We start from the raw sequence: 26,766 nt of genomic DNA on the forward strand, positions 1-26,766 counted from the left end.
CATTAGTTACTGATCATCACCAGCTTTTTTGAAAGATCATCAATAAGAATCACATGTTTATAATCGGCGCCACTTGTTCCTACACTCTTAATAATCCCCGAGGATTGACCGCTAAAAGCTCCTTTTTCATCGGTCTTAAAAGAATTGATGACATAATCAGCGTTAAACGTATCATTTGAGGAGTTGGTTAACGCTAAAGTATACGAAGTATTTGGCTCGAGTTTTTTAAAGTCCTGTACGACAAGATCAGTCAAGCCTACGCTTCTTACGTTTAGCATGCCTGATGACATTGAATTATCCTTATTCATCAATTTAATCACCTGACTTTTGTCTGCAAGATTAAGCGGGGTTAAATTTTCTTTTGAGGCATTTGCAGGGCTGGCATTAGCAGCGTACAACAATGCTTGCGGACATTGTCCAATAGCAATGGTTTTTACAACGGCCATTTTTACCAGATCAACCACTTGTACCTGGTCATCATTTTCCAATCCGACATATGCAAATTTACCATCTGCTGAAGTCCAGACGCCATGTGGCAATGATCCTGTCGCAATGCTATCAGTAAGCTTGAAATCTTGTGAAACACTAAATACTTTTAAGCTGTTTTCTCCGCCAATGGTTGCCAGCATCACAGGTGAATTATTAACTAAAGTAAAAGTGACATGGTTGGTAATTGGACCTGTATTTAGTACTGTATGTATAGTATTTGTCTCCGTGCTGATGACAGTGATCTTCCCTACATCCTTATGTGTCAATGCAATCCATTTCCCGTCAGGACTACAGAATATATTTGGAGAAAATGGACTAACTACTGGAATACGCTTTACAATAGCATAGGAAGTTGAATTCACTACATCCACTTCTGCAGTAAAGCTGGAACAAATATAAGCCCATTTTCCATCTGGAGTAAAAGCAACCATTCCCGGGCCGTCGGCTACTGGAATTTGTTTGATTTCAATCAGTTTATTTGCATCGATTACGCTGATATACGATTCTCCTCTTACCGATATCCATGCCTGTGATCCTGAAGGGTTAAAGGTTGCCTCATGCGGTGAACGTCCGATATAAACAGTTTTTAATACTTTATTTTTTGCTGTTGAAATAAAGGTTACTGAATTTGATCCAATGGAAACCGCTGCTAGTAATTGCTTTTTAGGGGAATAACCCAGGCCATGAACCAGGGCCTGTCCCTTATATAGAGGACTTAAGATATCAGGTTGGGGTTTACCAAGAACAATATTTCCTAATAAAGTTTGTGTTGAGGGATCTAAGACAGAAACCGTATTAGATATCTGATTGCCTGTATAAACCCTGTCTTGGGCATAGATTGATTGTGCTTTTGATTGTAGGGCAAAACTGGATATAAATATCGTAAACAAGGATATCTTTTTCATATGTTAATGGGAGGTTGTAAATGTCTTCATTTGTTGGATTTCTATCTGTTCATCTGAGATAATATTCTCGGCCAGTCTTTTTACATTTTTATTTTTTCCATACCGCAACTCAACTTTAGCCATGTCGATGGCAGCCTGATGGTGAGGAAGCATTATTTTTGCAAAGGACAGATCAGTATCCGACAATTGTTTTTCTTCAGGCATTTGCTCCATCATCACTTTCATCATCTTCTGGTTAGCGTTTTGATGTTGGTTGCCTGTAGCGATAAATCCTTCAGGATGGCTAAGCAGGAGTTGCATTTGCTGAATCTGAGTTTGTTGCTCAGCTTTGATACTTTTAGCTAGCTGAATCATTTCTTTATTTTTTCCGGCCTTAATCTCTTCTTCTGCCATATCAATAGCTCCCTGGTGATGTGGGATCATCATTTGTATGAAATCTCTGTCTGCAGATGTGGTAGCTGATATTTCATCCATCTTCATCATCATATGGTCCATTTGCCCAAGGAAGACATTTTTTTTAGTTGCCATTTGCATGTGTTCATGTTGTGCTCGTGCAGAGAAACTAGCAAATAGTAAAAGTATAGACGTGAATCTGATCATGGTTTGATGTAGAATATTAAATGTGATAAACTGTTTATGCCAGACAAGCCTTATGCGATAACCGCAAGATCCTGAAATTTGTTCTTATTGAGCTATATTACATCTACATCAATTGGCGAGATAAAATTAACCATGTAAGTTCTTCTGTCTAAATCATGCTCCATGGGTTGCGTTTTGCCATTTTGATCTGTCGCTCTAGCCATTAAACTATATCTTCCAGTCTTAGCAGGAACCACCCATTCAAATTCAAATAGCTGCCAGGCGAAAGGGATAGCAGGACCAATTAATTTTGCTGGTTGCCATGAATTGCCTTTATCCGTGCTTATTTCTACTTTCGATAGGTTACTATCACCTGACCATCCTGCACCCCTTACTTGATAAGGTTTTCCAGCCGGCACCGCTTCAAACAATACCGGCCTTGATATTTCAGACTTAACCAATGTAGTGGTTACGGGCGTCAAGGTAGGTAGTCCTTCAACACGCTTCCAGTAAGCATATTCAATCGTCTGCCAATAGCCATCAAACGGCTTTTCAGATGCAGTAATTTTCATCAGCCATTTCACAGATGCCATACCATACCATCCTGGAATAATTGCCCTTGCCGGGAAACCATGTTCAGCACTCAATGGTTTTCCATTCATTTCATAGGCGATGATGATGTGATCCTGCATTGCTATATTTAACGGAATGCTCCGGGCGAATTTGATTTTTCCTGGTGATTTCGGCTCTTCTGTAATCATCCCCTCATCATTCCCTTCCAAAATAATGTCTACCGTACCCACCTTTATCCCAGCCTTTTTTAACAATACGGATAAAGGTACTCCTGTCCATTCAGCATTGCTGATCCCACCTTGTTCCCATCCTAAACCCTTCACTTTTGGGGCGAGGTTAGCACGTCCGTTTCCGGCACATTCTATAGTAGCCATTACCTTTTTTGCAGGAAGCTTTTTAAGTTCGCTCAGATTGATTTTTATGACACGATTGGTGTTGCCGCCAATCTCTAATTCCCAATTTGCAGCATCAATATTGGGAATGTTAAAATGACTCCTGATGAAGAACTGGTTATTTGGAGTAATCCTGTTTTTTAACGTAGGAAATGGAAACTCCATATTTAATGGCTTTTTCTCTCGCGTGATAAGTCCTGGAAAGTCATTGTCTTCTCTGGTTTGTTGACTCTCCTTCGCCGAAGCCCAGGATGGTATTGTTGCGCCAGCTATCACCGGGATAATTCCAGTAACAAAATTACGTCTGTTTAACGTGTAGTTTTGTGATGTTTTGTCGTTTTTCATTTCAATAAATGTAGGTGATTACAATATAGCCAAAAATCTCTCATAGGATAACTTGTATTCTTCCATTTTCTTGATGGTTGAGAGGAAACAACTGTAGACTTTACTTCATCGCTGGCCTGCTAGAAAAGACACAATAATTCTATAACTGTTTATCAAATACTCATCTCAATTTCTATCAAAAAATGGTGGAATACTGGAGTATTCAATATTTGGCGAAAGCTAGATCGGCGTCGAACAAACCGCAATTTCTCTCTTTTGCCGTAAAGCTTCTATTGAGGTCAGACAGCCAGGCCGTCTTCTTAAAAGAGGATTTAATGATATTTCCGCTTATAAGTTTTTATGTTAGATATGTCACTGTTGGAGAACAGCTAAACTTTAATGGTATTTTAGTCCAATGGATATAGTAAGGTCTTTATGTTATTTTATAATCGCTGGCATATTTGAAATTGGGGGTGGTTACCTAATTTGGCAATGGCTAAAAGAAGATAAGCCATTTTGGTACGGTATACTTGGTGGGATAATTCTTGCTCTTTATGGAGTCGTTGCCACTTGGCAAACAGCCAACTTTGGAAGGGTATATGCTACATATGGAGGTGTGTTTATAGTTTTAGCTTTAATATGGGCGTGGAAAGTAGACGGATTTAAACCTGATAAATATGATATAGTAGGCGCTTCAATTGCTTTGATCGGCGCCTGTATTATAATCTACGCTCCGCGAAATTAATCGCAAATTGTATTCAACTCTCTCGAGACTTATTTATTAATGCAACCATTGCATGGAATGTGTCTTAAAGCATTATCATGAAGCCGTCATTGAATTTAGAATGAGTAAACACCTTTAAACGGTATCCAGATCAGATTGCTACAGGCTAATCTTTTGAATCCTTACCGCGTTTAAAATAGCAAGCAACGCAACACCAACATCAGCAATTACGGCTTCCCACAGATTTGCAACCCCTCCAGCCCCAAGTGCTAAAACAATAATTTTTACTGCCATTGCTAAAATGATGTTTTGCCAAACGATGTTCCTTGTAATCTTACCTACTTTAATAGCCGAAACTATTTTAGAGGGCTGATCATTTTGAATAACAACATCTGCAGTCTCGATCGTTGCATCGCTTCCTAGCCCACCCATGGCTATGCCAACATCAGCTACAGCAACTACTGGAGCATCATTCACACCGTCTCCGGCAAACGCAATTTGTAAACCCTGATCTTTCAAGGATTGTACTTTCTCAACTTTTCCTTCAGGAAGAAGATCCCCATATGCTGCATCGATTCCAATTTGTTTTGCCACCGCATCCACTACCGATTGTTTGTCGCCAGATAACATTATTGTTTTTATATTCAAGTCGTGCATTGCCTTGATAGTGGCAGCTGCATCTTCTTTAATTTCATCAGCAATAGTGATGTAACCGGCATACCTATTATCAATTGCTATCACAACAATGGTGTACACGATTTGCTCAATTTCTGGTGGATAGGAAATGTCAAATTTCTTGAGGAGTTTCAAGTTCCCTGCAAGCACTTGTTTGCCATCAACTTTTCCTTTTAAACCATGACCAGCTATCTCTTCAACCTCACTTGCGGTTAAAGTGCCTAAGTCCTCCCCTGCATACTCTACCACTGCTTTTCCAACCGGATGGGTAGAATTTTTTTCTAAAGCCGCTGTTATTCTTACCAATTCCTGTTCGCTAATACTTTGGGCAACTACTTGCTGAACCTTAAATACCCCTTTGGTGAGTGTTCCGGTTTTATCCATCACAACAGCATTTACTTTGGTCATAACATCAAGAAAGTTTCCCCCTTTAAAAAGAATTCCGTTTCGGGAGGCTAAGCCAATACCACCAAAGTATCCCAGGGGAATTGACACCACTAATGCACAAGGGCAGCTTATTACTAGAAATACAAGTCCCCGATACAACCAGTCTCTAAAAACGTAACCTTCTACAAAAAAATAGGGAAGTGCAACCAACGCTAAAGCAAGAAAAAATACAATGGGAGTATAAACCTTGGCAAAGCGTGAAATAAAAAGCTGTGTCTGAGACTTGCGAGCAGTAGCATCCTGTACCATTTCAAGGATCTTGCTAAGCTTACTGTCCTTGAATAGGGAACTAACTTTAATCTGCGCTACAGTATTTAAGTTGATCATTCCCGCTAAAATTGGTTCGTCTTTGTACTTGGTGTCTGGTTTACTCTCGCCAGTTAAAGCTGCTGTATTAAAAGATGCATTCTGGGAAACTAAAATACCATCTAAAGCCACCCGTTCTCCGGGTTTGACCTGTATTGTTTCTCCAAGTGACACTTGTGAGGGCGTTACTATCTGGTCAACTCCATTTCTAAGTACGGTAACTTCATCTGGTCTGATATCCAGTAGCGCTTTGATATTACGTTTTGCCCTACTAACAGCCGAATCCTGGAACCACTCGCCGATTTGGTAAAAAACCATTACTGCTACACCCTCTGAATATTCACCGATATAAAATGCTCCCAGGGTAGCTACACTCATTAGGACAAATTCATTAAAGATATCTCCCCTCCGTGCTTTGCGAAATGCAAGATTAAGTACGCTTCTGCCAGCCAGCAGATAAGCAATGGAATTAACAGTGAAGCCAATGGGGTTGCTTAGTTTATAATTAAAACCAAATTCCAAAATCAATTCGGTGGCCAACATTAACAGGGCAAGGATTAAATCCCAATGTGCAAGCACTCCGTTTGTTTCAGTGTCTTGTTGCCCGTGATCATGCCCGTCATTCTGAGAATGTGCACTTTCTTGGTTAATTGGATTTGGCATAGTTGCCAAATCATTAAGCTGCTTATTTTTAATTTCTTCCATTATTGTTGTTTTAAAAACTCCTCCATGATCTAAGTCAACAGGGGGTAGTTATGAAGTATTCTAATTCACAAAGTTACCTAAGCATTGCATGCAATAGGATTGCATTATCTATTTGAACAGCCAGGACACACACCCTTAACAATAAGACTTAACTCTGCAGGGACAAAACCTTCAGGAAGCTTTAATTCCGGTACACTTGTATTAGGCAGACAAGTGGTCTGTTTGCAAATGTTACAGTTAAAATGTACATGGAGGTCATGATGACCTGTCGTACTGCAATCCTCTACGCAAATCGCATACTTAGTTGCGCCACTTCCATCATCAATTGCATGAACCATTCCCTTCTCTTCAAAGGTTTTGAGTGTTCTGTATATGGTGATTCGATCAGCGGGGTGGAGTTCACTTTCCAATTCAGTCATAGGAGTGGCCGATGATTGTTTAAGCAAACAATCCAATACCAGCATGCGCATAGCAGTGGGTTGGATTCCCTTTTCGATCAGCATTGTTTCAATATTGGGACTCATATTTATTAGTTTATTTGCAATACAGATTGAGACTGGTTTTCAGCAGGCCAAATACATTAGTGGTGCTCCTCGCCACCTCCTGAAGCTTTGGACTGAATATAAAAAGCACCTTTAGTTACAATTAATGCATTTGATGGAATAGTTGTCAATGGGATGATCTCTATATAGCCTAAATCGGAAACGCCTGTGGCTACTTCAATAATCTTAAAATGAAACTCTTTGTCCCGCACTTCTTCCTTTTCTGAATCGTTTTTTTCGCCTTCAGCATGCTCTTCATTTTTGATCATTGAACTATCTACTATGAAAATATAGCTTTTGCCCTGAGCACTTACTACTGCGTCAAGCGGGACAGCTTGGGTAGTTTGATTTCCGACATCAATTAATGCGGAAACATACATGCCCGGTATCAGGTTCCTATTTGACCGGTTATCAATACGTGCATGGGCAATCACCGCTTTGCTATCATTTTCAAAGGTTTTATTAATGCCATAGATCTTTCCTGTGATTTGCTGGTTATTTTGATTTGTTAAAACAAAATCAACCTGCTGTCCGGACTTAACCTTAAATAGGTCCTTTTCATATACCAGAAGGTCACAATGTATTCGGCTGTTATCAGTGATGTTCAATAAAGGTTTATTTATATCGGCGAAGCTTCCAGTAGTTGCCATGATATGACCAACTACACCGCTTATTGGAGCTGGAACTGCAATCTGGGTGATGACAGCACCCTTATCCAAGGCTTTAAAGCTTATTCCCATTTGTCCAAGTTGACGCTTCAGTGTCCTAAAGCGGGACTGTTCTGCAAAATAGGTAGCCTCAGCTTGTTGAAAGACTTTGCCAGTACCGGCTTTTGCATCCATCAGTTCCTTTTGCCGTTCATACTCTTTCTCAGCAAAGGAAAGTGCACTTTTCGAAGCGAGATAGTCCTGCTGCACCTGGGCAAACTCAGGATTCTCCAGCGTCACTAATGTTTGACCCTTTTTAACGTAATTACCTTCAAGCACGTGGATCTTTTGTATCAGCCCACCTATTAATGGGTGAACTTCCGCATTGTTTTGTGGAGGAACTTCCAGGTGCCCGTTAGCCTTGACCACACTTTTCAGATTTTTTAATTCAATCTTTCCAAGGGTTATTCCTACAGCTTGCATCTGTTTTTCAGTTAAAGATAAAGCGTCTGTATGTTCCTCCTCTTCAGATTCAACCTCAGTTGTTGGATTACTACCTTTACATGAGATTATTAATAGCACAGCTAGCATCAATAGCGAACTGATCAGGTATTTATATAGTTTAATAGTTACGGCTTTCATTATAATTTTCCTTTTAGATAGTTGAGTTGAAGTGTTGCTTGATTAAGAAGATGAATCGCTTCCAGATATCCCATTCGAATATTGATAACATGGGACAAATTTTGAAGATGTTCGACATACCCAATCTCACCTTTTTCGAAAGCAAACTGAGATATTCTTAATATTTCAGCAGCTTCATCAAGCGCTGAAGACTGATAATATTCCAATGCGGCAAGCTGTTTAGATACTTCATTGCCCTGCTTTCGATAATCTGATTCTAGCGTGTTTTGAAGATTAGCAAGATCAGCTTCTGCAATCTCTTTTTGAATAGCAGCAACCTTGACTCTGGCACGCTGTGCGCCTGAGATTAAAGGAATACCAACACCTAGCTGAAATCCAGCGATACGTGTCCCAGGAAAATATTCCCGGTTTATATTAGCGGGGTTAAAGCCACTTACTAAAAATTGGTGAGAGTAGCCAGCCACAAGGTCAGGCAGCAACTTTCTTTTCTCCAGGCGAATGCGATCATTACTTAGCCCGATTTGTTGCTGTTGTTTTAACAGCGATAAATTTGACTTTAAAGAATCCAGCATTAGTACACTTGGCTTCAATGGCCTTAGTGCTTCAGCTATAATCAATTCTACGCTGCCAGTTAGCTTGTGCAATTCTGCCTGAGCAATTTGTAAGTCGCTTGCAGCCTGCTTTTGCAGCATTCGAATTTCTTTCTGTCTGCTTTGAGCAGCCAATTTTTCCAAATAAGAAGTTTCTCCTGCTTTATACCTTATACCTGCCCTTTGATCGAAGTTGCTGTAGATACTATCTAGTGACTTAAGTAGTGATCCTTTTTGTTGAATAAAAGCAAGCTGCTGGTAGGCTAAACTAATATCACGAATCAGGACTAGTTTTGCTAAATCAAAGTTCGTTTCTGCAACCTTGCGTTCTCCATTCAGTACCCTTTTCTGGGCTGAGTAAACTGAAGGAAATTCTATGGTTTGGCTTATGTTTAAGCTGTTGTCATTTCCTCCCCCGGCTGTTGGGTCTTGTGATATGCTCAGCTGGGTTTTGTCCGGATCGAAAGCAGTACCCTGAAGAACCCGCGCTTGATTTACAGCCAGGTTTCCTGCCTTTAAACCTGGGTTATTTGCTAATCCTATGTCAATGACCTGCTGTAAGGACTTCGGGGTTTGCGCAGATGCGTTTTCTGTCACCATACTGAAAGCCAACAGCAAAAATAATGGTAATAAGCCACCTTTAATGCCCGTCTTAAGATTACGCTCCTGTTTTTCAAAAATCAGCACATACAGGGCTGGAAGAATAACTAAAGTCAGAAGGGTTGCAGTGATCAGCCCACCAATGACAACAGTTGCAAGTGGCTTTTGAACTTCGGCTCCCGCTGTATTGGAAAGGGCCATTGGTAAGAATCCAAGGGATGCAACTGACGCAGTCAATATGACTGGTCGCAGGCGCACAAAAGTTCCTTTTCGTACCCTTTCATAGATGTCAGTAATACCTTCTGATTTTAACTGATTAAAATATCCAATCAGTACAATTCCATTTAAAACAGCAACACCAAACAGGGCAATGAAGCCAACACCTGCGGAAATACTAAAGGGCATACCTCTTAAGGTTAATGCAAAAATACCACCAATAGCAGATAATGGCACGGCAGTAAAAATAAGCAAGGTCTCTTTTACTGACCGGAAAGTAAAATAGAGCAGCGCGATAATTAAAAGTAACGCAGCAGGTACAGCAATTGTGAGTCTTTCTTTTGCCTTATTTAGATTCTCGAATTGACCACCATAGGTGGTATAATATCCCGAAGGTAACTTCAGCTCTCTTGATAGCTTTTGCTCAATCTCAGTTACAACGCTTTCGACATCTCTTCCTCGCACATTGAATCCGACATAAATTCTTCTGCGGCCATCTTCATGGGAGATTTGAGCGGGTGCATCCTTAAGTTCTATTTTTGCAACCTGATTCAATGGAACCTGATTGCCGGAGGGTAGCGAAATGTAAAGATTTTCAATGTTGCTGATATCTTCTCGAAGATTGCGTTGCAGTCTCACCACTAAGTCAAAGCGCTGATCACCTTCAAAAACCACTCCTGCTACATTTCCTGCAAAAGCTGTTTGTAAAACAGCATTGACCGCTTCAATCGATAGTCCATACTGGGCTATCATGTCTCTGTTATAAGTGACCAAAATCTGGGGAAGACCACTTACCTTTTCTACGATCGGCTCACTTACGCCGTCAACATCTTTAATAAGGGATGCAATTTTATTCGCGTTTTCCGATAGCACTTCAATGTTTTCCCCGAAAATCTTTATTGCTACGTCCTGCCGAATTCCAGTCATTAGCTCATTAAAGCGCATTTGCATTGGTTGTGTAACCTCCACATTAATACCTGGTATTGCCGATAGTGCTTCTTCAATTTTTTCAGATATCTCAGCCCTATCTTCAGCACTTGTCCATTCCTCTTTTGGTTTCATAGAAAGCATCATGTCTCCCCGTTCAATAGGCATAGGATCTGTTGGAATCTCTGCGCTCCCAATACGGGTTACAGCTTGCCTTATTTCCGGAAACTTTGCTATCAATATTTTTTCTGCTTTGCTAAAGGTTTCAATTGTACGGGTTAATGAAGTACCCTGCATCATGCTAATTTCCACCGTCAAATCCCCTTCTTCAAGTGTTGGAATGAATTCTCCGCCCATACGACTGAATACCCAGATGCTTATAGCAAGAATTACAACCGAAATCAACACCACAATACGCTTCATCCTTAGCGTTAGATCTAGCACTGGTCTGTAGATCCGATGAAGAAGATCCATAATCCGGTCGGATAAATTGCGCTTATGTACAGTCTTTTTACTTAGGAATAAAGCACTCGCCATTGGCACATAAGTGAGCGAAAGAATAAATGCCCCTAGAATAGCAAAGGCCACTGTTTGCGCCATAGGCTTAAACATTTTCCCTTCAATACCAACCAGGGAAAATAAGGGGAGATAAACAATCAGAATGATAATTTCGCCAAAGGCTGCACTATTTCTAATTTTAGAGGATGCCGTATAGACCTCCTCGTCCATCTGCCTTTGATTAAGCTTTGCAACACCATTCAGGTGAAAATTCCCTGTAGATATCCGGTGAACGATACTTTCCACAATGATTACAGCTCCATCCACAATTAATCCGAAATCAATCGCACCAAGACTCATTAGATTTCCCGACACCCCAAATAATCGCATCATGGCAAGGGCAAACAGCAGTGCCAGGGGAATAACTGAGGCAACCACCAGACCCGCTCGAAAGTTTCCAAGGAGCAGCACGAGTACAAAAACTACTATCAGACCACCTTCTATTAAGTTTTTCTCAACTGTTCCAATAGCCCGTCCAACCAGTTCAGTTCGATCAATAAAGGGTTCAACAACCACACCTTCTGGCAAAGACTTTTGAATCTGGGCCATTCGATCTTTAACATTCTTTATTACTTCATTGAAGTTTTCGCCTTTAAGCATTAGAGTAATACCAGCTACAACTTCGCCCTCTCCGTTTCGAGTGACAGCCCCATATCGGGTAGCGCTTCCAAACTGTACCTTCGCTACATCACGAATGAGCACCGGAGCACCCTTGGTATTGGATATCACTATCTTTTCTATATCTGTAAGGGTTTTAACCTGGCCAAGACCTCTGATGAAATAAGCACTATTTTGCTGCTCAATATAAGAGCCTCCGGTATTTGCGTTATTTTTCTCTAAGGCATTGTAGATGTCTGTAACAGTAAGTCCAAAAGCATTTAACTGGTCATTATTAACAGCCACCTCGTACTGCTTAACATACCCACCCCAGGCGCTAACTTCAGCCAGGCCCTTGGTGCTTGTTAGCTGTCGGCGGATGATCCAGTCCTGGATGGTTCTTAAGTCAGTTGGCGAATATTTGGTTTCATAACCAGGCTTGGTATGAACAACGTAATGGTAAATTTCTCCAAGGCCAGTACTTATCGGCCCCATTGAGGGTTCTCCCATTCCATTAGGAATTTGTGATTCAGCTTCCTTTAGTCGTTCGGAAACTTGTTGCCTTGCCCAATAAATATCAGTATCGTCTGTAAATACCACAGTGATAACAGAAATACCTGAACGAGAAGTGGAGCGCTGCTCGACAACATTGGCAATGTTGCTCAAAGCAAGCTCAACAGGATTTGTGATGAATTGCTCAACTTCCTGAGCCCCAAGATTGGGTGCCTGGGTAATTACCTGCACCTGGTTATTTGTAATATCCGGAACAGCATCAATAGGTAGCTTTAGAGCTGAATAAACGCCCCAAATAATCAACAGCAGTATACCCACAGCAATCACTACCTTATTCCGGATGGAATAAAGAATAATTTTATCTAACATGAATAGTTATGATTAGTAAATAAGAAAGTATCTCAAAAAGAGATCATCAAGAGAATGGCCTAAGCAATTCAGAGCAGAAGTTTAGCTCAAACGGGGAGGTTGCCATACGGCAAACATACTTTCTATTACTTTTCCGGGAAGGTGCTTTCCGTACAAGCGGTCCGGACCTTGAGGTGACTTAATTGTAAAAGTATTAAATAATGTCAGCGTCGGGCTTGTACAGCAAGAGCACTGGCAAAAAGGAGAACAAATATCTAATGTGTGCTTTGCTGTATTATCAGTACTACTAATTTCAACCTTCCCTTCATCAGAAGAAAGGTCCAAATCCGTACATGGCATCAGGCATAAAACCAGTACCATAAAACTTAATATGTAGCTAAGTATCCTCACTCGGTAGCAAATATAAAATTTAATGCTCACAAATTATGTTCTTCAACAGTAAACAAAAGTAAGGGCATGTGGTATGCAATGATATTGCAAATAAATATCACTTCTGAATTTTGCATATTGTATTATCAAAAAAGGGTCTATTTATGAGAAATTAGTGTTAAGTCACTAATATGAACACTGGGCGGCAGATAACCACCGTCTCAGACAGCAAAAAGAAGAATTAATACCTGTGCCCAGGAAAAAAGCGGACTAAAAAAGAAAAAATGTTAAGGTGCTTTTGGCGGTGGCTAAATACCAGTAAGGAATGATCTTTTTAAACATAAAGAGACGTGATAGCTTTTGGTGACCTGGTTGATTGGCTTTAAAGGGGACTATCTTTTTAATCCGTTTTTTCGATTCTGGTCCTGTTCATTTTTCTTAGAAAACATTTCTCTTAACTGCTCCTGCCTTTTATGCTCATATACCCTATGTTCAAATTTTGAAAGAAGCGTAAGATCCCGGCTTTCCATTCCTCGTACTTGCGGCTTAAATTCCGGCTTAATGGCTTCCCGCTGCTCCCTTTTTAGGTTATCATTAGCTTTTTCCTTCTCCTTAGCGGCCCCTGTCAGTTTATCAAGCATATTAATCTTTTTAGGCTCCTGCTGCATCAGCTGACTATACCGCTTTTCGCTGTCCTTAAACCGTTCAAATTGCTCTTTGACATCTTTTACAGACCAATCAAAAGTGCTTTTTTTGATGCCTATTTGAAGCCCGGCATTTGAATAGATGAAACGGTCCTTTTCTTCCTTGAACCCATTTTTCTCCATGATACCAGAAACATTGCCTCCCATATTTCCCCGTTGCAGTTCAGCTTTAATTTCCTTAATGGCACTTTCTATCCGGAGGTTATAATCCTTTACAAAATCGTGCTCTCTCTTTTCTTCTGGAGTTGGCTGTAAACTTTCCTTTTTTACCCCGGCTGAATGTGTCTCAAATTTCGGAGCTTCAATGTTTCCTTTACCTGGTGCGTCTGCTTTGAAAAGGCTTGCATCCTTCTGCTTTTGTACATGTTCTTTCAGGGCCGATTTAAGGAGATGTGGATTAACATTTCTAAGCAGCTCAACCTTTACCCTGTTTTCTTCTAGTGCCTTGCTTATCTCGCTCCATTTATAGTCTATAGCGGAGCCTTTTACAGAAATATTATCTTTTTTAAAGCTGATACCCGATATCCCGTTTTTATTCTCTGAAAGTTGAACATCTACTCCTCGCCTCTCTAGTTCCACCTTCAATTTTTCAGGACTATCAATCTCTTTTTTAGATAGTACTTCCTGCAAATGCTTGCGGATTTCATTTTTCTGTTCTTGGATTATCGGATTTTTATCTCGGACTGCCTTATTTTGTTTTTGCTGTTTATTGGTCTGCTTTTCCTGTTCATTTACATACCGGAAACCTTTCTCCTCCCTTGCATCATAGACAACCGTTCTGCCCTGCGTTGGTCTTAGGCCCTGCTCCTTTTCTACCTTGTCACAGGCAACTTGCAGCCGGTCCTTGATCCGGTGATCATTGAGTAGCTCCCCGTCCATACTCACCCGGTTGGCAACAACATGATAATGGTCATGGGCCTTGTCCTTATGCTGCACCACTACGTACTGGTGATTATCTTTTTCAATGCCGATATCTTTTAAAATACTGTCGATCGCCTGCTCCGCCTGAACGCGGCTTAATTTTTCATCCGGATGAAAATTAATTTGCACATGAAGCACCGGTTTCTGAACCGTTTTCCGCTCATCGGCTAGCTCTCGCATTTGCTTCCCCATTTCCCTGCTTGAGCCGTAAACCTGGTTAAAGTCGAGCACTTTCGCGCGCATCTGCTCCGGATACTTTTTAGCTTCCTGAAGGGCGTAAGATATCGCCTTGGAAAATCCGTTTCCAGTATTAGCGTTTGCGGTAGGCATAGCGAATTTTTTCTATAAGTTCTTTTAATGTACCACTCACCTCGGCTGGGATAATGCCGGTGGAATTGGCGTGCCGTGTCAGCTGGTTGAGGTTATTTGCAATCCCGTTCAAAGTCTTTTTTTCTTCCCCATCTACCTTTATAATACTGCCCGAAAGCAGCACCTTGCGGGCATATTCGCTCACCGAAATGCCGGCCTCTTTGGCTTTGTCCTGAATGATTCTTTTATCCGAAGGGGACACCCGAAGGATAATGTTGGTCTCTTTTTCCATCTTCAAAAACTTTGGTTTTTGTTTGCTTCGCTTGGACATAAGCAGCGCGTTTTGTCCTTGCGTTGCACTTCCAAAAAGTAGCGCAGCGTTAAGCTTTTTGGCGAGGGTTGGTGGTGGATATAATGGAGTGAAACGAAATGTATATACATCTGCCCCCCCTCGCTTCTTTACGCTAAACCCTAAGGTAGGGAGAATTTAGGATTTGGCAAAATCCTAAAGACGAAGCTGGCTTAGGGGCGGAAAAGCATAACCGGGAGGTTATGTCTTTGGAGCAGACCGAGAACAAAAAATGCCCGTCGAGGGCATTTTGGGTTGAAGGTCAACTATCCATATATACGAATATCTGTATATTCGTATATATGGATATCTTAACTGATAAGCCTGATTTGGCTTCAAATCAGGCGGTGTGTTTTAACTGCGAAAATGTACTTACAAGCAAGGACCAGTATGATATGGTTTTATGCTCATGTGGAGCTATGGCTGTGGATGGGGAATACCATTTAAGGATTATAGAAATCAAAGAAAATCCAGCTCATAATGGTGGCTTACCACCTTTGGCTAAAAATGGATTTATAATGAAATTTTAACTTGTCTTATTTATCCGATAATTAAACGCAGCTGCGCTTAATTATTATCATACTAATTGCTGGTAAGTCAAAACACAAATCCTTCATCTATTGTCTTCCAATAATAGGATTGTAAACCTCACGAAGTTTAGATTCCAATGCAGGAGCAATCATATCATAGTTAGTAACATCTAATGGAATCCATCTAACTCTAAATTTCCTTCCATATAAATTAGTTCGGCTTTTAAGCTTCATTGCAAAGGTAGTAGCATCAATATTCTTAATAATGTGTTCATTGATCCTATTTCCTACTTTTCTACTTTTACCTATGTATATAGGTATCCAGTTTTTTAAACTTTTATGTTTTGATACACGTATTCTTTTGATACCAGGAACCCATGAAATTGGGAATTTTTTCCAGTCATCTGAGAACTGTGACATCCAATCATTAACACTCAAACTTGTATCATGGTAATGCAATTCAAAAATATAAAGGCCATTGCGATTATATGTAGAATCACATATTTTGGAAATTTGCTCGGATAATTCAAACTCTTGTATAGTTACAAATTCGAGTTTACCTGCAATTTCATCTAGTTCAATATCGATCTTAGATAAAAACTGATCTATTTCAATAATTCTATTTAATGCTTTGTCTAAATTTATTTTAGTTTCTAAAGCTTCCTGGATTTCGCTCATATTCGAATTTAATTTATCAAGTTACTACTGATATCCCTTACGAGCTGGTTTTGGACGCTCATCCTCTCTTGTTCGTAAGTACCATATTTCATTGTTGTTCTTACTTATGCCTTTTATTGCTCCCAATTCAGTCAATAAAAGGCGCAATTCATCATCAGTAAACGCACCAGTTCTTTTACGCAAGGTCGAAAATTTCCGATCTGTATATGTCTTGTGATTTAAAAGTTCTAATAGATAGCTTTTTGCTTCCTCCTTACTAAGATTCTGAAGGCGATGCATTTCTATGTTATGATTAAACTGACCCTTCTGCAGTAGATAGTTGATACATCCAGTAGCTATAGCACCAATAAGAACACCAGATAAGGTCCAAAAGGGAGCATCGGATCCTGAATTAAAATTGAATAGATTAATGTCAAGTATAAAGGTTAACATATAATAATTATGCTATTTTATCATTAATAATCTCAACTTCACTCTCTTTAAACCAACCATATTTAAGTAGATTTAATTTGACGGTGACTGGATTATCTGAGTATGCAACTATAGCTAAGCTATCTTTTGCTCTTGAACATGCTACATAAAAAAGTCTTTTTGTTCTGTCTATTCCAGTCTCCTTTCCCTCATCCATATTTTTTTGATCTCCAGGGCTTAATTCACGAGAACCAAATAATTTGTCATAGCTGAAAAGAAATCCTTTTGCCTCTTCATCATCTATAATAACCATTACCCGGGAATATTCAAGGCCTTTAACTCCTTGATGAGTACCAAAATTTGATTTTTCACTTAAATACCTCTCATAATAAACTATCTGTGAAAATGGAACCTCTAATGCCCTTTCCCATGCTTTTAAAGTAGTATCAGTACTGATTTCTTCATCTTCTTCATTCAAACTTTTAATAGAACTTACATTATTGCTTGCTAACGGATAAAGTGCCTCTGGTATAGGAAATAAGCCTGAATCTTCAATATTTCTTACTATCTGCATAAGACTGGGATCTTGGTTACCATTCCATAAGGCACATAAGTCCCGGCATGCTCGATTTGTTAACTTTAATGTTTCACTTGGGTCATTGCTTTCTATCAGTTTATTTCTTTGCAACAAAAGCGAATGGCTTTTTACAATTTTAGCAAGAGTAAACTTGTCTCCATCCTGGTGAGCTTTGATAAGTGGCAGTATTATTCTGGTGAAAAATCCAATAGTAGAATTTGATCCATCGAGAAGACCTGTTTTTATTTTATCCTGTTCATATAGTGGTTCAAAAAACTCAAAAAAACCCATTCTCCTAGCAGCCATATGATGTTCCAGGATCAGCATTTTTACTTGATTAGAACTTAATGACCAAAGAGGATCATTAGTTGCTATGGCCATTTTTTTTGCTACCTCACTTTCTATAAAAGCCTTATTAGCATCCCGGGTTGATATAAAAAATTTAACTATACCTTCTTGTTTTTCTGGCCTTGGAACTTGTATTTGGTTATCTACTGTTTTACGAATATCATTTACAAGGTTAATAATTCGTTTATTTGACCTATGGTTCATCACTTTTGAAGGTGTAATCCATTCAGTAGGTAGATTTTTGTCAAGATTTTCTTTTCCATCGGAATAAATGCGTTGCATAGTATCACCAAATAAACCCAAGGAAAAAATTTTGCTTTTACGCTTTTGTAGTGCAAACAATGCGTCTATTAAATCTTTTTTTGTATCCTGGCTTTCATCAACAAGAATAATAGGGAACCGGCAGGCAACTATATCCTGCATTAGATGCTTATTTTCTATAAAATCAGCTGTAATTGCTATAACCTCAGAATGATTCAATGAATCTTTAGTAAGATTATCTCCATTTGGATTATACGTAAATCTTAGAATATTAGGCAATGAATTAAGCCTTCTAGTTTTTGATTCAATTTTGCGGGCTCTTTCAACAGATGTTTTGTTCATTAAATTCTTGCTTTTACCTTGAGCAATAGCAATTTCTGCAATTTCCTTGGTTAAATTTATCCTTAACCAAGCTTTTATATCTGAAGTTAAGTGGCTAATAAGTTCCCAGCTAAAGCTGTGGATTGTACTTACATGAAAAGCCATATCATAATCTAAGCGGTGAATAATTTCATCACAGGCTGCATTCGTATACGTTATAACAGCTACTTTTTGGCGTCTAAGTTTGAAGTATTCACCATATAACTCCTTAAAACGAGTTAACACATTCACCAAGGATCTCGTTTTTCCTGATCCGGCTCCTGCGAAGAGAAAAAAACTCTTTGGAGAATCCGGGTTTAAACAACTAAAGATTTGATCGTCTACCCCGGCATCCCGATCATTACCTGCATTGAATTCACCCATTTCAGATTGTCAATATAGATTTATCAGCAACCAACTTTTTTTCAAGCCAACTAAGCCCCTCTGCAATATATTCAGGAGCAGTTAATTTTATCGGTTCTGCTAAGTAAAGAAGTTCTAAAGCAAACTCAGCCTTTTTAGCACTACTAGCTGTTATTGCCTCATACATTTGCTTAGCAGAGTTTGCTATATCAGTGTCTTTAGCTGCAGTTGTCATTTTTTTCAACAAACCCGTACATTCACTCAATTCAGCAAATATTTGACGGTTAGTCATAACTAATGAATCCTCAAATGTGTAAGGATAAACTTCTACTACGCCCAATTCACCCTTTATCTTAATTGGAAGTTGGTAGGAAACTTTTACAAAGGACCTAGCGTCTGCTCTACCCCCTACATCTAGTTTCAAAAGTTTATCAATGCTAGAAATTTTCGGTATCCAGTTTTTCAGCGTATTATTTCCAGAAAGAAGTCCTTTACCTAAATCCGGCTGTACTTTTGATTTTCCCTCAGTTGAATCTATATCAGTAATGATCAAACAGAATATACTTAAGTTTTCTACCAGTTGTTGTAATGTATGTGCATGACTACCACCAATTTCTAAAATTGATAAGTAACAGTTGTCCAACTTACTATGGTGCTTAATAAAATACGGAACCAGCATTCGTTCAGCTGGACCTTCTACCATAATTACTGCATCAGCAAAAAACAGATCACAATGGGTGGTTTTTAAATAGCGTTTAGCAAAACGTGTTGTAGCATCATCAGTTCCAAACGTTTTCGAAAGATTTACAACTGTAGACGTAGTACTTTTACCTGAAATAGCTTCTGCTCTTTTGAAATAGCGTAGTGAAGTAAAACTTGCTTCATGTGCAATGTGGCTAGAGTGTGTGCTAATTACTAATTGAGTTCTAAATTTGGAACTGCGGAGTTCTTTGTGGTTACGAAGCACATCATATGCTTTATTAATAAAAACCTGTTGTACCTGAGCATGTAAATGTGCCTCCGGTTCCTCTATTAATACTAGATGAAGAGGCTCGAAGTCAGCTGATTCCTTGCTTGCATTATTGATATAATTTCTACCTACCTGCATCCACTCATCGCGAAAACGGATGAGTTTGAAAATGATTGATATTAAATTTTGATAACCTAATCCATTGTATTTCTCTGGAAGAGACAAACCATCATCAAGAGCATATTGCACTGCAGATTCGTGATTCAACCCATCCAACGTGTTAAAACGGCTTGAAAGATTAATTGTAGGATTTCCAAATCCAGGATAGTTTAAGAGTTCGAGTTCTTTAAGAGAGGTGCTAAAACATTCTTTTAAATTTTGGTCAAATATTTTTTTTGCATCATTTATCGCTCGAAGTGCTTTGATGTCATCACTAGATGGGTTTACTGTAGGGTTTAAGTGTTTGTCGTAATAATTTCTTAATTGACTTGAAAGATTTTTGACAGTGGCAGTATTCTCCGAACTATCAGAATTTACGTCAGAGAATCCCCTTTGAGCATTGATAATATCTACTTTAATCAAACCACTAAAAGCATCTCCTTCCACAGGCAAATCAAATTCGCTTAGAACTTGCGGTACTTCTCGCTGATCTGGATCAAGTAAATATGTATGAACAGAGAAATACCTATTTAAATTACTTTTTTCGTCAAGAAAATCCCACAAACTAGTTGGCCATATTTTAAAATCGTCAACAACATCGTTTTCTAAGAGCGCGCTTGAAGTTTTGTATGATGAAGTAAATTCTTTAAATAATTCCTCCATATTTGATGGTTCATACCGTAATCTTATTCCTAATAAGCCCCCAGTCCAATCGAGAGTAGGAATTAAATGATGGATATAATGGAGTTCGGAATTTTCAACTTTTAACCAGATATCTAAAGATGGTAAACTCTGTAACCATGAGTCTAGGCTTAAGTCTATTTCATCGAATTCAGTAGCAAGATGCCATTTTTTGCCAATTTCATTTATAGCGGTCCAATTAGATAGTGTAAAATCTCGTGTAGTGAATTTGCTCTTATACTTAAAAAAAAGTATGAGAGCATCCATAGCCGTCGTTTTTCCACTATTGTTTGCACCAACAAATAATGTTTGATTTTCAGAGAAATCAATTCGACAATCCTTTAGTTTTCGAAAATTCTGTACATGTACAAAGCTTATTTGCATTCTGAGAAGCATTAATTTAAAAAATAAATATACTATTTCTCATCTATATTAATTGATACTGCTAGGCTTCTTTCAGATTTTATCTACGATGAGAATCTTGAATAAATTATTAAGGCTAATAAACACTTTAATGAATTATATTATTATTTAAACCTTCGTATTTACAGTAACAATAATTAGATAAAACACATACTTTTGATATAATAGTAGCTCTTAGCAATGATGCTGTCCATTCAGGAAACCGAGTTCAAGCTTTGATCCTAGCTGATATTAAGTCATCAGCATAATAGGCTAACAGGTTAATAAGATTTATATTAAATATTAAGAGGATGTGCCCGCAAGCACAATATATCCAGGCGTTATATTATATGGGGTAGGGTTGCTGAGAGTACCCGTCTCCTTCGTAATCAATAGGTAATGATTCGTACGTAAAATAGCAGATCAGTATGTCTGTTCTTCTATTACGAATAATTTCACTCGGTTTTTGCTTGAAAGATAGCTCTATCAAATATCTGCCGGTTTGCACGATTTCTAAGAAGGACAAATTTAACGAATATCACTTCATCCATTATTACCTTATGTTATAATAGTGAGATGACAGTATAATAGAAAATTCCGTTACTTTATTTCAGATAAATATTTATCCAATGCTAAAATGGCGATATCTTTTTGCGTAAGTTCTTTTTCTACACCAAATGATTTCATTCTTTTGAGCAGTTTTTTTGGAATCCAAACGTTGAGCTGCCCTTCAGGCTCTTTTTCTTCTACCCTACCCTTAACGGGATTTACTTCTTGGATGGGCGTTTTTGGTTCTTCTTTTTTTAATCGGTCGGCAAGGTTGCCCAACTTATCTTTATAATTAGTCATAATCTTAAATTTATGTAAATACAAAATTACATATTTATGTATCTATGCACTAATCGAATTTACTATTTCTTCAGCTAAAGCGGTTATTTCTTCTTTGGCTTTACTATCTACTCCATTTAATACCCCTCCCGTTATTGGCGATCTGGTGAAGCTTACCCGGTCATGGATAACTGTAGTCAATAAAGGCACATCAAAGTTTTTTAAGAGTTCTTGTACCTCAGAGGTTACCCCTGACCGGGGCTTGATCATATTTAATACAATGCCCGCCTTAAGCCCGGCATGTTTAATTTGAGCTTCCCTAACTAAGGCGACAGTAGAGCGTATGGCCATCACGTCAAAAAATCCTGCCTTTGTAGGTATGAGTACATAATCAGAAATCAAGAATAATTCCGGCAAGCGGTTGGAAAGATACGGGGGGGTATCAATAATGACTAGCTGATGTGCCAAATTACGGATAGCTTCAAAATTATCTTCCTGAATGATAGAGAGCTCCGGCAGATCATGCTTGAGATCTGCTATACTTCCTTGTAGATCGGTATCCACCAGGGCTACTGTTAGCTGATCCTGAAAACAAATGGCTAGATTTAGAGCTAATGTACTTTTTCCTACGCCGCCTTTTTGATGTGCTATGGTAATTATTTTTGCCATATACAAATATACATAATTTTGTATTTATTCATTTATATATATATGTATTTATGTAAATACATATATACTAAGTATTATTTAATAGAGAGACACTTCTCATATTCGTTAAATATGTCACCCATAGTAAGCCTAATGATACTCTTTATGATTAAATATGATAGACGTAATTTCGTTAAATTTGTCCCGGATAGTTTTTCGGAGAAGGCTATGGTGTACAAAATTAACGACTTTAAGCCGCCCGCGATATAAAATCCTTGGATTGATAGATTTTCTTTCCGTTTTTCAATTTCAAACTGCCTTTTCTTGTTTATAATAGCTGTGAAGGACTTCTTTTCCGTAAATGCTTTTTTATTGATTAATAATTGTTAATCAAATTGATTATATTGAAGCCTCTGTATATTCTTGATTTACAACAATATACAGAGATACATAGGGACAGATATAACGATTAAAAGCGACAGATATAACGACTTTATGGGACAGATATAACGACTTATAGGGGACAAATATAACGGCTAATTTTCCTATGGGGGACAGATATAACGACTTTTTAGGGCATACCCAACTAATCTTGATTGCCGTATTCATTTTTTAATGCTTGTATAACATATTCCGGCACCTTTTTAATCGCAGTCTTAGACGATTTTCCTGCTTCATGAATAAAAGTGTATACTTCAATGATTTTATTCCTTAGATCGCCTATAATATCGTCTCTGTAGATAATGTGGGCAATGGAATTTATATGTTCGGTCCGAAATCCTAAATGTGCCTTTAGTAGATGAATGTTGTCTTCCTTCAAGCGGATTAGCTGCACGTCTTCTTCATGCAACGTCTTTTTATGTTTTATGACAAAATTAAATTTTGTTATTTTCCTTCCAGTGAGGGTGGTGTTAAAAATAAAGAAAACGTCTGCTATTTCTTTCAATTCTTCCTCAGCAGGCTTAATGACACGTCGGATAAGATCTTTGGTCTGCGGGTACTTATCAACAAGAGAGAGCCTTTCGCGAAATTCCTCCGGACTAATAGAAAACACCTCTTTATCTTTCCAATGGGAGATCATTTCGTATAGCTTTTGGGTATAACTATTATCAGTCAGGTACATGATGTTTTCTGCAAATTGCGTTAACCCATTAGTTGCTTTTACCAGTTCCTGAGCAGTCGCCTTGTGGATTACCACGGTTACAGTCCGAGAGTGTTTGGTTAGTACCGCACGCTCTATCAGCCCGGTCAATATTGTTTCTTCCTCAGGGTGTTTGCTTTTTTTACTTTTGGTGGCGGGTAGCACAATTTGAACGTTAAAGCTTCGTAACTCCTGCAACGCATTTTTCACGTGGGTATAATTATTGGAGTTCTTGACAATATCATTTAATGAAAATGTGAGCTTGATACTATCGTCCAAGTTGGAGAATATTTCAAGTTGACCTATAGGCATGCCTTTCGCCACCAAAGAGATTTCCTTTTGTAGCAAAGAAATTATTTTAGTTAGGATACGTTTCTGCGTAACCGTAAAATCCCATTTAGCCATCGTAATACGATAGGGCTGCCGGATAATTTTATAGTTAAGGATTTCTTCGCTTATCGCCATAATATCGATTCCGAATATAGGGATTATATTTAATTGTTGAAATACATATTTACATATTTATGTAAATATGTAAAATCTAGATAACAGCAATCCTAAACTTTTAAAATCCTATTACTATATGTTTAGACCAGTCAAAGAATAGGAGGAGGGCCTCTAGTTTAAAGGCGGTTATATCGTTTAATATAATCATTTTTGTTACCTTTTTTTGAATTTTGGTAACACATAAACTTACTTAAATTATTATCTTTACACAAACGGCAACATGGGTAAAACACATTCAGAAATTGAGAATACTCTCAAAAGAAAGAAAAAAGGAAATCTTATTTTCCCTACTGACTTTAGGGGAATGGGAAGTGAGGCCGCAATTAAAATGGCACTAAACCGCTTAAATAAAGAAAACATTATTAAAAGGATTGCTCATGGCATATATCTTATACCTAAGATTGATCCGCTTTTCGGTGCTATATCACCATCTCCGGAGGAAGTAGCAGAAGCGCTGGCAAAAAAGGAAAAAGTTAATATCAAGCCAACTGGTGCATATGCGTTGCACAAGCTCGGGTTGACTACTCAGGTTCCAACAAAACTCGTTTACCTTACAGATGGGTCACCACGAGAGATCAAAATGGGTAAGACTATTATTAAATTTAAAGCCACTACTTCTAAGAAATTAGCTATGGCAGGGCCGTATAGCAGCCTCATTATCCAGGCTCTAGAAGAACTTGGAACAGACAATATAGATGAACAAACCGAAAGTAAAATTAAAGCCTTGTTAAGGAAAGAAAGTCCGGCCCTGCTCCTGAATGATTTAAAACTGGCGCCGGCAAAGATTAATGATTATATAATTAAGCTCCTATAATGACAGATTGGTTAAACCTTACAGACGCACAGCGCAAAACAAGTATAGATCAGGCTGCAATTACTAGTGGAATAAATTCAAAATCCATAGAAAAAGACTGGTGGGTAACGCTTACGCTGAAAGCGCTGTTTCAAACTGAATATGCTCAATTCCTAGTTTTTAAAGGAGGAACGTCATTAAGTAAATGCTGGAAGGTGATTCAAAGATTCTCAGAAGATATTGATATCGTTATAGACACTGAGTTGTTTGGTATACCGTATGTAGATGAACCGACCAAGAGTTATTTATCCAGACTAAAAAAGAAGGGTTGCAAATTTACCAGCAACGAGTTAAAAAAAGCAATAGAAAAGCAGTTTATAGAACTCGGTGTTACCGAAGGAACATTAGAAATCATAGCTGAGGACGTAGATCCAACTATGACCGATAAAGATCCACAAACCTTATTCATTAAATATAAATCACTATACGATCCCAATCCCTATTTGGCTGACCAGGTCAAAGTTGAGGTTGGTGTACGTTCCAAAATTGAACCCTATACTAGAAAGGAAGTACAATCTATTTTAACAGAAGTATATCCTAATGATGTTTACCCAGAAAAACCATTTACGGTTCAAGTGGTAGAAACCCATAAGACGTTCTTGGAAAAGGCATTCCTTCTACATGAAGAATTTAAAAAGCCAAACAGACATAAAATACGTACAGAAAGAATGTCCCGTCATTTCTATGATCTGGAGAAACTAATGGATACCGAAGCATGCAAAAAAGCACTTGCTGACCAGGACCTTTATGCAACCATTATACATCACAGGGCGCAATACAACAAATTGAATGGCATCGACTACACGCTATTAAATAGAATAACTATTTGCTTTGTGCCACCAGAGGAATTTGTTGAAGGATATCTCAGTGACTATGCGACTATGAGAGAACATATGATTTATGGAGAGTCCCTAGAACCAATTAAACTGTTTGAAAGAATTTCGGAGCTGCAAAAAAGATTTAATTCTTTCGAATAGGCCGCCCAGATCCGTTACCGGTAAAACTCGTATTTAAGAATTGGTAACGTTAAAACGAATTCATGAATTTGGCCAAAATGAAATCATGAACAGCCTATTCGTACATTCCAAGAAATAGACCGTTTTTTGATGTATAATGAGACGGGTTTTTGATTCGCTTTTAGTTAGAATGTTCCCTATTATACGCCTAAACCAAGTCAAGGAATTAGTAACCATTTAGATAATATGTTTACTATCAGTTCATCACATGTTGAATAAAATAATTATGCTGATCTCCATCAATGCAAGACCTTGATATTCTTAAACAGATACTTAGCTCCATTGACTAATAATATTTACATTCAATCTCATAAGTGAATATTAATCAGCAATTTTGGTTTATTAGATACTTACACGCATGGATCAGAGCCTAATCAAACAATACTTACTTGCATCCTTTCCTCAGTTTGAAGCGCGGTTAATTGAAACGCTAATTGATAATGCCTTTTTGAAAGAATTCAATGAAGGTGATTTATTGATGAATACCGGGCAGAACATGCGTTTTACAATGCTGGTCGTTGAGGGATTGGTTAAACTGTACCGTGAAGGTGAGGATGGGAGTGAATTCTTTATGTATTATATTCATCCTGGAGGCGCTTGTGCGCTGTCTATGATTTGCTCTACAAAGCAACAAACTAGTGAAATCAAGGCAAGTGCAGTAGATAAAACTACTGTCCTGGCAGTTCCTACTACGCTGATGGACGAACTAATGAAAAATTATAAGACGTGGTACTACTTTGTTTTAGAAACCTATAGATCAAGATTTGAAGAATTACTAGTTGTTATTGATCATATATCTTTTAAAGCGATGGACGAAAGACTAGAATTCTACCTTGAAAAGCAACATCATGATCTCAATACGAGGGCATTAATGCTAACACATAGCCAGATTGCAAATGATTTAAATTCCTCAAGAGAGGTAATTTCCCGTCTTCTAAAGAAAATGGAACAGCAAAAAAAGGTTATCCTTCATCGCAGCTACATCGAATATCTCAAATAAGCTCCAGTGTGACTCAAGTCACCATTCTGGTATGTTTTACAGCCCATATTTGTACTACACT

General features: G+C 38.4%; 22 protein-coding genes. 5 read left to right on the plus strand and 17 right to left on the minus strand.

Annotated features, from left to right (window positions below; translation table 11 throughout):
- Positions 1–2: 2 nt before the first annotated feature.
- The 3 genes from ACTHQF_RS17110 to ACTHQF_RS17120 all read right to left on the minus strand — a co-directional run bounded on the left by ACTHQF_RS17110 (position 3) and on the right by ACTHQF_RS17120 (position 3,283).
- Complete coding sequence (locus ACTHQF_RS17110) at positions 3–1,394, minus strand: beta-propeller fold lactonase family protein (protein WP_188627956.1); 1,392 nt, start codon at positions 1,392–1,394, stop codon at positions 3–5.
- A 3-nt stretch (positions 1,395–1,397) separates the two neighbouring features.
- Positions 1,398–1,994, minus strand: a complete 597-nt coding sequence (locus tag ACTHQF_RS17115) for a DUF305 domain-containing protein (RefSeq protein WP_262890793.1) — start codon at positions 1,992–1,994, stop codon at positions 1,398–1,400.
- Positions 1,995–2,086: 92 nt separating this feature from the next.
- Positions 2,087–3,283 carry a sulfite oxidase gene (locus ACTHQF_RS17120; protein ID WP_188627954.1) on the minus strand — a complete coding sequence of 399 codons (1,197 nt, stop codon included), beginning with the start codon at positions 3,281–3,283 and terminating at the stop codon, positions 2,087–2,089.
- A gap of 394 nt (positions 3,284–3,677) precedes the next feature.
- Between ACTHQF_RS17120 and ACTHQF_RS17125 the strand changes: the two genes are divergently transcribed.
- Entirely contained in the window at positions 3,678–4,007 is a 330-nt protein-coding gene (locus ACTHQF_RS17125) for a YnfA family protein (RefSeq protein ID WP_188627953.1), read from the plus strand.
- Between the two features lie 138 nt (positions 4,008–4,145).
- On the opposite strand, the gene ACTHQF_RS17130 is transcribed toward ACTHQF_RS17125, so the two are convergent.
- From ACTHQF_RS17130 to ACTHQF_RS17160, 7 genes are all read right to left on the minus strand, one after another.
- Entirely contained in the window at positions 4,146–6,077 is a 1,932-nt protein-coding gene (locus tag ACTHQF_RS17130; RefSeq protein WP_440432145.1) for a heavy metal translocating P-type ATPase, read from the minus strand.
- A 146-nt stretch (positions 6,078–6,223) separates the two neighbouring features.
- Positions 6,224–6,643, minus strand: coding sequence for a Fur family transcriptional regulator (locus tag ACTHQF_RS17135; RefSeq protein ID WP_188627951.1), 420 nt, complete (start codon positions 6,641–6,643; stop codon positions 6,224–6,226).
- A 56-nt stretch (positions 6,644–6,699) separates the two neighbouring features.
- Positions 6,700–7,950, minus strand: a complete 1,251-nt coding sequence (locus ACTHQF_RS17140) for an efflux RND transporter periplasmic adaptor subunit (RefSeq protein ID WP_188627950.1) — start codon at positions 7,948–7,950, stop codon at positions 6,700–6,702.
- Positions 7,950–12,320 (minus strand): CusA/CzcA family heavy metal efflux RND transporter, encoded by a 4,371-nt coding sequence (locus tag ACTHQF_RS17145; RefSeq protein WP_188627949.1) that lies wholly within the window; start codon positions 12,318–12,320, stop codon positions 7,950–7,952. The genes ACTHQF_RS17140 and ACTHQF_RS17145 overlap by 1 nt, the downstream gene beginning before the upstream one ends.
- Positions 12,321–12,401: 81 nt before the next feature.
- The gene (locus ACTHQF_RS17150; RefSeq protein WP_440432136.1) at positions 12,402–12,740 is read right to left on the minus strand and encodes a DUF6660 family protein; all 339 of its coding nucleotides are present in this window, start codon (positions 12,738–12,740) and stop codon (positions 12,402–12,404) included.
- A gap of 341 nt (positions 12,741–13,081) precedes the next feature.
- Positions 13,082–14,644 (minus strand): relaxase/mobilization nuclease domain-containing protein, encoded by a 1,563-nt coding sequence (locus ACTHQF_RS17155; RefSeq protein ID WP_188627948.1) that lies wholly within the window; start codon positions 14,642–14,644, stop codon positions 13,082–13,084.
- Positions 14,625–14,915 (minus strand): plasmid mobilization protein, encoded by a 291-nt coding sequence (locus ACTHQF_RS17160; RefSeq protein WP_188627947.1) that lies wholly within the window; start codon positions 14,913–14,915, stop codon positions 14,625–14,627. The genes ACTHQF_RS17155 and ACTHQF_RS17160 overlap by 20 nt, the downstream gene beginning before the upstream one ends.
- A gap of 359 nt (positions 14,916–15,274) precedes the next feature.
- Between ACTHQF_RS17160 and ACTHQF_RS17165 the strand changes: the two genes are divergently transcribed.
- Entirely contained in the window at positions 15,275–15,502 is a 228-nt protein-coding gene (locus tag ACTHQF_RS17165) for a DUF7695 domain-containing protein (RefSeq protein ID WP_188627946.1), read from the plus strand.
- Between the two features lie 87 nt (positions 15,503–15,589).
- Here the strand turns inward: ACTHQF_RS17165 and ACTHQF_RS17170 are convergent, their stop codons facing one another.
- The 7 genes from ACTHQF_RS17170 to ACTHQF_RS17200 form a co-directional block, all read right to left on the minus strand.
- The gene (locus tag ACTHQF_RS17170; RefSeq protein WP_188627945.1) at positions 15,590–16,180 is read right to left on the minus strand and encodes a hypothetical protein; all 591 of its coding nucleotides are present in this window, start codon (positions 16,178–16,180) and stop codon (positions 15,590–15,592) included.
- A 24-nt stretch (positions 16,181–16,204) separates the two neighbouring features.
- Complete coding sequence (locus tag ACTHQF_RS17175) at positions 16,205–16,612, minus strand: hypothetical protein (RefSeq protein ID WP_188627944.1); 408 nt, start codon at positions 16,610–16,612, stop codon at positions 16,205–16,207.
- 7 nt (positions 16,613–16,619) lie between these two features.
- The gene (locus tag ACTHQF_RS17180) at positions 16,620–18,521 is read right to left on the minus strand and encodes a UvrD-helicase domain-containing protein (RefSeq protein ID WP_188627943.1); all 1,902 of its coding nucleotides are present in this window, start codon (positions 18,519–18,521) and stop codon (positions 16,620–16,622) included.
- A gap of 1 nt (position 18,522) precedes the next feature.
- Positions 18,523–20,694 (minus strand): ATP-dependent endonuclease, encoded by a 2,172-nt coding sequence (locus ACTHQF_RS17185; RefSeq protein WP_188627942.1) that lies wholly within the window; start codon positions 20,692–20,694, stop codon positions 18,523–18,525.
- 618 nt (positions 20,695–21,312) lie between these two features.
- Positions 21,313–21,561: a hypothetical protein gene (locus ACTHQF_RS17190; RefSeq protein WP_188627941.1), complete on the minus strand. Its 249-nt coding sequence runs from the start codon at positions 21,559–21,561 to the stop codon at positions 21,313–21,315.
- Positions 21,562–21,603: 42 nt separating this feature from the next.
- Complete coding sequence (locus tag ACTHQF_RS17195; protein ID WP_188627940.1) at positions 21,604–22,209, minus strand: ParA family protein; 606 nt, start codon at positions 22,207–22,209, stop codon at positions 21,604–21,606.
- A gap of 565 nt (positions 22,210–22,774) precedes the next feature.
- Entirely contained in the window at positions 22,775–23,794 is a 1,020-nt protein-coding gene (locus ACTHQF_RS17200; protein WP_188627939.1) for a replication initiation protein, read from the minus strand.
- A gap of 262 nt (positions 23,795–24,056) precedes the next feature.
- Here ACTHQF_RS17200 and ACTHQF_RS17205 point away from each other — a divergent pair, with 262 nt between their 5' ends.
- The 3 genes from ACTHQF_RS17205 to ACTHQF_RS17215 all read left to right on the plus strand — a co-directional run bounded on the left by ACTHQF_RS17205 (position 24,057) and on the right by ACTHQF_RS17215 (position 26,705).
- The gene (locus ACTHQF_RS17205; protein WP_188627938.1) at positions 24,057–24,650 is read left to right on the plus strand and encodes a DUF6088 family protein; all 594 of its coding nucleotides are present in this window, start codon (positions 24,057–24,059) and stop codon (positions 24,648–24,650) included.
- Positions 24,650–25,666, plus strand: a complete 1,017-nt coding sequence (locus tag ACTHQF_RS17210; RefSeq protein WP_188627937.1) for a nucleotidyl transferase AbiEii/AbiGii toxin family protein — start codon at positions 24,650–24,652, stop codon at positions 25,664–25,666. The genes ACTHQF_RS17205 and ACTHQF_RS17210 overlap by 1 nt, the downstream gene beginning before the upstream one ends.
- A 397-nt stretch (positions 25,667–26,063) precedes the next feature.
- Entirely contained in the window at positions 26,064–26,705 is a 642-nt protein-coding gene (locus tag ACTHQF_RS17215; protein WP_051759900.1) for a Crp/Fnr family transcriptional regulator, read from the plus strand.
- The last annotated feature ends 61 nt before the right edge of the window (positions 26,706–26,766 follow it).

This window comes from Pedobacter sp. SAFR-022, assembly GCF_051965375.1.
Classification (GTDB): Bacteria; Bacteroidota; Bacteroidia; order Sphingobacteriales; family Sphingobacteriaceae; genus Pedobacter.

Bases quoted from the DNA above. Each gene is read 5' to 3' on its own strand.
- ACTHQF_RS17110 (WP_188627956.1), bottom strand. From the start codon at position 1,394: ATGAAAAAGATATCCTTGTTTACGATATTTATATCCAGTTTTGCCCTA.
- ACTHQF_RS17115 (WP_262890793.1), bottom strand. From the start codon at position 1,994: ATGATCAGATTCACGTCTATACTTTTACTATTTGCTAGTTTCTCTGCA.
- ACTHQF_RS17120 (WP_188627954.1), bottom strand. From the start codon at position 3,283: ATGAAAAACGACAAAACATCACAAAACTACACGTTAAACAGACGTAAT.
- ACTHQF_RS17125 (WP_188627953.1), top strand. From the start codon at position 3,678: ATGGATATAGTAAGGTCTTTATGTTATTTTATAATCGCTGGCATATTT.
- ACTHQF_RS17130 (WP_440432145.1), bottom strand. From the start codon at position 6,077: ATGCCAAATCCAATTAACCAAGAAAGTGCACATTCTCAGAATGACGGG.
- ACTHQF_RS17135 (WP_188627951.1), bottom strand. From the start codon at position 6,643: ATGAGTCCCAATATTGAAACAATGCTGATCGAAAAGGGAATCCAACCC.
- ACTHQF_RS17140 (WP_188627950.1), bottom strand. From the start codon at position 7,950: ATGAAAGCCGTAACTATTAAACTATATAAATACCTGATCAGTTCGCTA.
- ACTHQF_RS17145 (WP_188627949.1), bottom strand. From the start codon at position 12,320: ATGTTAGATAAAATTATTCTTTATTCCATCCGGAATAAGGTAGTGATT.
- ACTHQF_RS17155 (WP_188627948.1), bottom strand. From the start codon at position 14,644: ATGCCTACCGCAAACGCTAATACTGGAAACGGATTTTCCAAGGCGATA.
- ACTHQF_RS17160 (WP_188627947.1), bottom strand. From the start codon at position 14,915: ATGGAAAAAGAGACCAACATTATCCTTCGGGTGTCCCCTTCGGATAAA.
- ACTHQF_RS17165 (WP_188627946.1), top strand. From the start codon at position 15,275: ATGGATATCTTAACTGATAAGCCTGATTTGGCTTCAAATCAGGCGGTG.
- ACTHQF_RS17170 (WP_188627945.1), bottom strand. From the start codon at position 16,180: ATGAGCGAAATCCAGGAAGCTTTAGAAACTAAAATAAATTTAGACAAA.
- ACTHQF_RS17175 (WP_188627944.1), bottom strand. From the start codon at position 16,612: ATGTTAACCTTTATACTTGACATTAATCTATTCAATTTTAATTCAGGA.
- ACTHQF_RS17180 (WP_188627943.1), bottom strand. From the start codon at position 18,521: ATGGGTGAATTCAATGCAGGTAATGATCGGGATGCCGGGGTAGACGAT.
- ACTHQF_RS17185 (WP_188627942.1), bottom strand. From the start codon at position 20,694: ATGCAAATAAGCTTTGTACATGTACAGAATTTTCGAAAACTAAAGGAT.
- ACTHQF_RS17190 (WP_188627941.1), bottom strand. From the start codon at position 21,561: ATGACTAATTATAAAGATAAGTTGGGCAACCTTGCCGACCGATTAAAA.
- ACTHQF_RS17195 (WP_188627940.1), bottom strand. From the start codon at position 22,209: ATGGCAAAAATAATTACCATAGCACATCAAAAAGGCGGCGTAGGAAAA.
- ACTHQF_RS17200 (WP_188627939.1), bottom strand. From the start codon at position 23,794: ATGGCGATAAGCGAAGAAATCCTTAACTATAAAATTATCCGGCAGCCC.
- ACTHQF_RS17205 (WP_188627938.1), top strand. From the start codon at position 24,057: ATGGGTAAAACACATTCAGAAATTGAGAATACTCTCAAAAGAAAGAAA.
- ACTHQF_RS17210 (WP_188627937.1), top strand. From the start codon at position 24,650: ATGACAGATTGGTTAAACCTTACAGACGCACAGCGCAAAACAAGTATA.
- ACTHQF_RS17215 (WP_051759900.1), top strand. From the start codon at position 26,064: ATGGATCAGAGCCTAATCAAACAATACTTACTTGCATCCTTTCCTCAG.